This window comes from Bacteroides sp. HPS0048 (genome assembly GCF_964240755.1).
In the GTDB taxonomy this organism is placed as follows: domain Bacteria; phylum Bacteroidota; class Bacteroidia; order Bacteroidales; family Bacteroidaceae; genus Bacteroides; species Bacteroides nordii.
In genome coordinates this window covers 64284-72996 of sequence record NZ_CAXSVC010000029.1, presented here as the reverse complement: position 1 = coordinate 72996, position 8713 = coordinate 64284, and the positions used below count along the sequence as shown (strand labels likewise).

The following is an 8713-nucleotide window of genomic DNA, read 5'->3' as shown; positions in this document are numbered from 1 at the left end:
ATGATTTTGAATCCCATAGAGCCTACTTTGCAAAAGTGACTTATCAAACACGGTTCAACTAAATTGAAGAAGAACCACTCTTATCATACAAAAGTGTACATTCTTGTAATCGTCCTATATTCAACAAAGTACAGAGATAAAATACAACCTTCTCATTCCATTACCCCATCCAATAAATATATTTACATTCTACTAAAATATGCTTTAAAACGCAAGATTGTCAATTTGCAAATTATTGATTATAATTACAAAAATATAAAAATATATGTTTCTAATATTAAAACATATATTATCTTTGCAGATAAAGAACTCTCCCTTATATAATATATTATGAAAAAGATTCTATTTATAGTCATTTTAGCGTTCATCACTCTCCACTGCCAGGCAAAACAAAGCCGGGTGATTGTAGGTGCAGAACAAACGAATGACTATTTACCTATATTAAAGAATAAGAGAATTGCTGTTTTTTCAAATCACACCGGTATGGTGGGAAATAAGCACCTGCTGGATGTATTATTAGAGAATAAGATTAATGTAGTTGCAATTTTCTCTCCGGAGCACGGCTTCCGTGGTAATGCAGATGCAGGAGAGCATGTTTCAAGTTCGGTAGATCAAAAAACAGGGGTACCTATTCTATCGTTATATGATGGCCAATTGGGTAAACCCAGTGAGGATTCCATGCGCAAATTCGATTTGCTGATAGTCGATATACAAGATGTAGGTTTACGATTTTATACGTATTATGCCTCTATGGTACGCCTGATGGATGCCTGCGCGGAGTATAACCGTAAAATGCTGATTCTGGACCGTCCCAATCCAAACGGGCATTATGTAGACGGTCCTATTTTAGATATGAAATATAAATCGGGAGTTGGCTGGCTTCCTATCCCGGTAGTACATGGGATGACTTTGGGAGAATTAGCACTCATGGTTAATGGTGAACGCTGGTTGCCGGCTTCCCGTATCTGTGACGTTACAGTAATAAAATGCAAAAACTATACCCACCAGACAATGTATCAGCTGCCTATCCCTCCCTCTCCTAACCTACCCAATATGAAAGCAGTATACCTCTACCCGTCTATTTGCTATTTTGAAGCAACTCCCGTCAGCTTAGGAAGAGGCACACAACTGCCTTTTCAGGTATACGGTCACCCCAATATGACAGGATACAATTATAGCTTTACGCCACAAAGCACATCAGGAGCCAAAAACCCTCCCCAACTTGGCAGGCTTTGCCACGGTGTGAATTTAAGCGCGTTAAGTGAGGAAGAAATAAGAAAAAAAGGAGTAGATTTGAGCTACCTTATTGACGCTTACCGAAACCTGAATATGGATGATTACTTTTTCCGCCCATTCTTTGAACGACTGATAGGTACGGATTATGTCCGCAAAATGATCGAACAAGGAAAAGATGCCGATGAGATAAAAGCAATGTGGAAAGAGGACGTAGAAAAGTTTAAAGTACAACGCAGACCTTACCTTTTATATGAAGAATAGCCGTTTCTCTCTGTTTTTTATCTTAAATTGTTAAACTATAAAAATGTAAATTGCCCCATGAGTCCAATTGCCATCTTAATTACTATTGCAGCCTATTTCGTTATCCTGTTCACAATCTCATACATTGCAGGCAGAAAAGCCGATAATGAAGGTTTCTTTGTAGGGAATCGTAAATCAACCTGGTATGTAGTAGCATTTGCCATGATTGGTTCGAGTATATCAGGAGTTACATTTGTGTCGGTACCGGGTATGGTTGCTGCAAGCGGATTCTCTTATTTACAGATGGTACTTGGTTTTGTTGCAGGACAAATTATTATAGCTTTTGTTTTGATACCGCTTTTCTACCGGATGAATTTAGTATCCATCTATGAGTATCTTGAAAACCGATTTGGAATTTCTTCTTATAAGACAGGTGCATGGTTCTTTTTTATTTCAAAAATGCTGGGAGCAGCCGTAAGATTATTCCTTGTTTGCCTCACACTACAACTACTTGTTTTTGAGCCTTTCCATCTCCCGTTCATACTGAACGTGATTATCACCGTAGCTCTTGTTTGGCTCTATACTTTCCGTGGAGGAGTAAAGTCATTAATATGGACAGATTCATTAAAAACATTTTGTCTGGTAGTATCTGTAGTACTATGTATATATTACATTGCTTCCGATCTTAACCTGGGTTTCGGAAGTATGATTGCTACTATATCCGAAAATGACTTCTCACGCATGTTTTTCTTTGATGACGTGAACGACAAACGTTATTTCTTCAAGCAATTTTTGGCAGGAGTATTCACCATGATTGCCATGACAGGACTGGATCAGGACATGATGCAGCGAAACCTAAGCTGCAAGAATTTCAAAGATTCACAAAAAAACATGATCACCAGTGGTATCTCTCAATTCTTCGTCATCTTACTATTCCTTATGTTGGGAGTATTGCTCTATATATTCACAGCCCGGCAAGGCATTGAAAATCCGGAGAAAAGTGATGAGTTATTCCCGATGATAGCTACCGGTGACTATTTTCCTGCCATCGTAGGAGTTCTGTTTATCATCGGTCTGATTTCAGCAGCCTATTCTGCAGCCGGTTCGGCACTGACCGCCCTGACTACCTCATTTACAGTAGATATATTAGGCGCTAAAAATAAAGCGGAAAATGAACTGGTAAAGATACGTAAACGTGTGCACATCGGTATGGCAATAACGATGGGGGTTGTTATCTTTGTATTCAATCTGTTGAATAACACAAGCGTGATTGATGCCGTTTATATTCTTGCCAGCTATACTTACGGCCCCATCCTGGGACTTTTCGCCTTTGGCATTTTCACCAAAAAGCAGGTTCGCGACAAGTATATTCCCTGGGTAGCCATTGCCTCCCCCATCCTATGCTTCATATTACAGAAAAACTCAGAAAGATGGTTCAACGGGTATCAGTTCAGCTATGAATTGCTAATATTCAATGCACTATTTACTTTTATCGGACTCTGCCTGCTCATAAAAAAGAGCAAATAACAAATTATTTTAATCCAAAACAAAAAACACACTCAGATGAACAGAAAAGTATATACCTGTATCGCATTCCTATTTGTAGTGTACACTACAATTCAGGCGCAGGCAGGAGAGCATTTTCGTTTCGCTCTTCTCACAGATATTCATGTCACGAATAAGGGAACAGCCTTTGAAGATCTCCAGAACTCCATCAATCAGGTGAACAAGACACAAGGAATTGATTTTGTACTGGTAACCGGAGATATAACCGAAGAAGGAGATCGTGCCTCTATGAAAAAAGTAAAAACAGCTCTCGGGCAACTAAAGGTGAAATATTACATCATTCCCGGAAACCATGAAACAAAATGGAGTGAAAGCGGTGTGACCGACTTCGGACATATCTTTGGCGGAGAGCGTTTTAAATTTGAGCACAAAGGCTTTCTCTTTTTAGGATTCAACTCCGGCCCGTTAATGCGCATGGCAGACGGCCATGTAGTGCCTCAGGACATTACATGGTTGAAAGACGAACTGAAAAAGGCAGGAAAAGAAAAGCCTGTATTTCTGGTTACCCACTATCCGCTGTTAAAAGGAGATGTGGACAATTGGTATGACGTAACTGATGCAGTGCGCCCCTTTAACATCCGTGCGTTCATGGGTGGGCATTATCACAAAAATCAGTTTTTCTCTTATGACGGTATTCCGGGAATTATCAACCGTTCCAATCTGCGGGGGAAAGATCCGGTAGGCGGATACAGTGTCTATGAGATAACTCCCGATTCTGTATTCGTTTATGAACAGAAAATTGGTGAACAACCTAAAAAGTGGTGCGCACTCTCCTTAACAAAACCATACTACAATGCGAAAGGAGCAACAGACAAATATCCCGATTTCTCTGTCAACAAAGAATATCCACAGGTAAAAGAAAAATGGCTCGTACAAACGGGGGTGGGTATCTATTGCTCACCGGCCATAGAGAAAGAACAGGTTTTCGTTGGTGACGACATGGGCATCTTAACCGCCTACAGCCTGAAAAAAGGGAAAAAGCTCTGGAGTTTCCGCTCCGGCAACCGTATTGTTGGTACTCCTGCCGCAGCCGATGGTATCGTTGTATTTGGCTCTGCAGATAAACATATTTATGGTTTGAATGCCGAAGACGGAACATTACTCTGGAAAATAGAAGCCGGAGAACCGGTGTTGGGAGCTGTAACGATAGACAACGGAATAGCCTACATAGGTGCCAGTGATCATACCTTCCGTGCCATTGACATCAGGACCGGGAAACTCATATGGGCATATACAGGCGTAAAAGGCTATATAGAAACCCGTCCGCTCGTTGAAGGTGACAAAGTGATCTTTGGTGCATGGGACAATACGCTCTATGCTTTGAGTAAAAAAGAAGGTAAAGAGTTATGGAAATGGACGGGCGGACTGACCCGCATGCACTTCTCTCCTGCGGCAGTATGGCCGGTAGCAGCAAATGGCAAAGTTTTCATTACCGATCCTCAACGTGCCATGACCGCCATTGATCTGGAAACCGGAGAAACCGTATGGCGTACTTTCCAGTCCACCGTACGCGAAACAATCGGTCTATCTGCCGATAAAGAACGGATATACAGTAAAACAATGAATGACAGCATTGTCTGTTTTTCAACGAAAGGCGATAAACCGGATCAACTGTGGAGTTCCAACGTCGGTTTTGGCTATGAGCATGCCCCTTCCATGCAAGTAGAAAAAGACGGAGTGATGTTTGGCAGCACCAAAGGAGGACTTATCTTTGCATTGGAACCACTGACAGGCAAGATATTATGGAAGCATAAAACAGGCAACTCGCTTATCAGTACGGTTGTTCCTATCAACCGCCACCAGGTGTTATTCACCGCAACCGGAGGCGAAACCGGATTATTGGAATGGAAAGAATAAAAACAATAATAAAGAACTAAGATATGAAAACTACAATCAATTGCTTTATCCCTTTTGCAAATGCAGCGCAAGCTGAAAAAACAGTTCTGAGCTTACAAAGCTCCGATCTGATAAAGAAAATCTATCTGCTCACAACAGAAACGACAGCCACTCCCCTTCCGGGTTGTGACATATTAACCGTATCTGCACTTAACTCCAGTGCAGCAATGCGCGCTGTTGCTGCACACTCCGATGCGGACTATACCCTGCTTTATACCAAATATACAACACTGTCACCAGGTATGTTCGCCTTCGAACGTATGATCCATATTGCCGAAGACAGCAACGCAGGTATGGTGTATGCCGATCATTATCAGGTGGCGGAAGGTGTTCAAAAGAATGCACCGGTAATAGATTATCAGCCGGGAAGCCTCCGTGATGATTTCAACTTCGGTTCGGTGTTACTATACAAAGCCAGTGCATTGAAAGAAGCAGTGAGTCGTATGAAAGCTGATTATCAGTTTGCCGGACTGTATGATCTACGCTTGAAATTGTCACAAAAAGAAGCACTGGTTCACATTAACGAATACCTGTACTCCGAAGTGGAAAACGATACCCGCAAAAGTGGTGAAAAAATATTCGACTATGTAGACCCTAAAAACCGGGGACTACAAATAGAGATGGAACAAGCCTGCACAGAACATCTGAAAGAGATAGGTGGCTATCTGGCTCCCGAATTCAAAAAAATCGAATTCAGTGCCGGTAATTTTGAATATGAAGCTTCTGTCATTATCCCGGTACGCAACCGTATCCGTACGATTAAAGATGCCATACGATCGGTATTAAATCAAAAAACAGATTTCAAATTCAACCTCATCATCATCGACAATCACTCTACCGACGGAACGACAGATGCTATTCGTGAATTTACCTCCGACGAGCACCTCATCCACATCGTCCCCGAACGGAATGATTTGGGTATAGGCGGTTGCTGGAATTTGGGTGTACATCATGAGAAATGTGGCAAGTTTGCCGTACAACTGGACAGCGACGATGTGTATAAAGATGAAAATACCCTGACAACAATGGTGCAGGCATTCTATGAACAGAATTGTGCAATGGTGGTAGGTACATACATGATGACGGACTTCAATATGAATATGATCGCCCCGGGCATTATCGACCATAAAGAATGGACTCCCGAGAACGGACGTAACAATGCTTTACGCATCAACGGTTTAGGTGCTCCACGCGCATTCTATACCCCGGTATTACGCGAAATCAAAGTTCCTAACACCAGTTATGGGGAAGATTATGCCTTAGGATTGAACTTCTCCCGCCAATACCAGATAGGACGTGTGTACGATGTAGTCTATCTGTGTCGCCGTTGGGATGACAACTCGGATGCAGCACTGGATGTAGTGAAAATGAACGGGCACAATTTGTATAAAGACCGTATTCGTACCTGGGAATTACAAGCCCGTATAGCAATGAATCGTCGTCAAATGTAATAATAGGGATGGATACAAAATTAAAAATAGAAAAATTGTTCAGTGACCAGCTCTCTTCATGGGAGCTGGCAAAAAACAATTATACAGCTCTAAGCCGGGTCAAAGTAAAAGAACTGGATGTGAACGGTACGCACTATAAAGTACAGTTTAATCCTGCACGTATCGTTTCTTCGGCAGCTAAAGTGGATACAAAGTCTATACAGGAACGAAAATGCTTCCTTTGTCCCGCCAATCTGCCGGCTGTGCAAAGAGGGCTTCCGTTCAAAGAGAATTACCAAATACTGGTCAATCCGTTTCCTATCTTTCCGAAACATCTGACTGTACCGGCTTTAGAGCATGTAGACCAACGTATTAAAAATCGCTTTGGCGACATGCTGGACTTAGCAACTTATGCTCAGGACTATGTAGTTTTCTACAACGGTCCCAAATGCGGAGCATCCGCCCCCGACCATGTACACTTCCAGGCAGGAAACAAAGGTTTTCTCCCTCTTGAACAAGAGTGGAAAAACAAGAAGGCCGGCAAAATTGTGACTTACCAAACGGCTACACTATCTTATCTGAACGATGCCCCCCGTAATACATTGGTCCTGGAAGCAACCAACCGGGAAGATGCCATCATCCTATTCAATGTAGTATACAACGCCATGGAACAGAAACCGGGTGAGGAAGAGCCAATGATGAATCTGCTTACCTGGGTTGAAGGCGGACAATGGGTAGTCTGTATTTTCCCGCGTTCCAAACACCGTCCTTCCTGCTACACAGCCGAAGGAGATGCCAATATTCTTATCAGTCCGGCATCCGTAGATATGGGAGGAGTATTCATCACCCCACTGGAAAAAGATTTTGAGAAACTAACGGCAACGGATATTGCGGCAATCCTCGGAGAAGTCTGCCTCAGTACAGACGAATTTTACAAATTAAGACAACGCATAAAAGAACAGTTATGAAAGAGCCTAAAGTACATGTAGGTATCCTGTCCGGACAAAAGATAGAATTCACTCTGTTGAATACCTATCGCATGAACGGTGCAGAAGTAAGTGGGAAACAAACCGCTCTTTTCGATGATGGAAAAATCCTTTGGAGAAACCATCATTATGAAGAACTACTGTTTGAACCTCTGTACGAGGCTACAGACTCTTTCGAATTGCAGGATGTCACCATCGGTATCAATTTTCACTGGGAACGAAAAGAAAACCAACGTTTCCAGGGAGCCCTGAAAATTATCATAGAAAACAATACCCTCACCGGCATCAACCGCGTAAACGTAGAGGATTATTTAGTCAGTGTCATCTCCTCGGAAATGAGCGCCAACGCTTCTCTGGAATTACTGAAAGCACATGCAGTGATTTCACGCAGCTGGCTACTTAATAAATTGACAATTGACAGGGGACAATTGACAATGGACAGTAGACAATTGACAGGGGACAATGGACAATTGACAGTTACTATGCAGCATGATAGCGCAGCCAACTGTCAATTGTCAACTGTCAACTGTCAACTAATTAAGTGGTACGATCAGGAAGACCATACTCACTTTGATGTGTGTGCCGACGATCATTGCCAGCGTTATCAAGGAATCACCCGTGCATCTACCGAAATCGTGAAGGAAGCCATTCATGCTACCCGCGGACAAGTGCTGACTTATAACGGACAAATTTGCGATGCCCGCTTCTCTAAATGCTGCGGAGGAGCATTCGAAGAGTTCCAATATTGCTGGGAAGATGTGAAACATCCTTATCTCGTCAAACAACGGGATAGTAAAACAACGGCTTTCCTACCCGATCTTCGTATGGAAACAGAAGCAGAAAAGTGGATACGAAGCTCTCCGGAAGCTTTCTGTAATACGACAGAAAATAAAATACTCAGCCAGGTGCTAAACAATTACGATCAGGAAACTACTGATTTTTATCGCTGGAAAGTAGAATACACGCAAGAGGAATTAGCGGCACTTATCTTCAAACGTTCCGGTATTGATTATGGACAGATAATCGACTTAATTCCTGTAGAACGCGGAACGTCTGCCCGGATCGTAAAACTTAAAATCATTGGTACAAAGAAAACAATGACCATTGGTAAGGAACTTGAAATCAGAAGGACATTGTCACCTTCTCATCTGTACAGTTCGGCATTTGTCATTGATAAAACAGATATAAAAGATACTATCCCGGGCAAATTCATTCTCACCGGTGCGGGCTGGGGGCATGGTGTAGGCCTTTGTCAGATTGGTGCCGCAGTAATGGGTGAACAGGGATATACTTATGACACAATTCTGCTACATTATTATATTGGAGCTGCTATTGAAAAACGATACTAAAACAATCATT

6 protein-coding genes are annotated in these 8713 nt (G+C 42.2%); all 6 read left to right on the top strand.

All coding sequences use genetic code 11. The features are described from left to right. Window positions 1-330 precede the first annotated feature (330 nt). The 6 genes from ACESQI_RS18750 to ACESQI_RS18725 are packed head-to-tail and all read left to right on the top strand — an operon-like array spanning window position 331 to window position 8703. Window positions 331-1497: an exo-beta-N-acetylmuramidase NamZ domain-containing protein gene (locus tag ACESQI_RS18750; RefSeq protein WP_195570591.1), complete on the top strand. Its 1167-nt coding sequence runs from the start codon at window positions 331-333 to the stop codon at window positions 1495-1497. Between the two features lie 57 nt (window positions 1498-1554). Then, complete coding sequence (locus ACESQI_RS18745; RefSeq protein WP_025868141.1) at window positions 1555-3003, top strand: sodium:solute symporter; 1449 nt, start codon at window positions 1555-1557, stop codon at window positions 3001-3003. A 36-nt stretch (window positions 3004-3039) separates the two neighbouring features. Then, entirely contained in the window at window positions 3040-4899 is a 1860-nt protein-coding gene (locus ACESQI_RS18740; RefSeq protein WP_025868140.1) for a PQQ-binding-like beta-propeller repeat protein, read from the top strand. Between the two features lie 23 nt (window positions 4900-4922). After that, window positions 4923-6389: a glycosyltransferase family A protein gene (locus tag ACESQI_RS18735; RefSeq protein ID WP_025868139.1), complete on the top strand. Its 1467-nt coding sequence runs from the start codon at window positions 4923-4925 to the stop codon at window positions 6387-6389. An 8-nt stretch (window positions 6390-6397) separates the two neighbouring features. Further along, window positions 6398-7336: a DUF4922 domain-containing protein gene (locus ACESQI_RS18730; protein ID WP_025868138.1), complete on the top strand. Its 939-nt coding sequence runs from the start codon at window positions 6398-6400 to the stop codon at window positions 7334-7336. Beyond that, complete coding sequence (locus tag ACESQI_RS18725) at window positions 7333-8703, top strand: SpoIID/LytB domain-containing protein (RefSeq protein ID WP_195570586.1); 1371 nt, start codon at window positions 7333-7335, stop codon at window positions 8701-8703. The genes ACESQI_RS18730 and ACESQI_RS18725 overlap by 4 nt, the downstream gene beginning before the upstream one ends. Window positions 8704-8713: the final 10 nt, after the last annotated feature.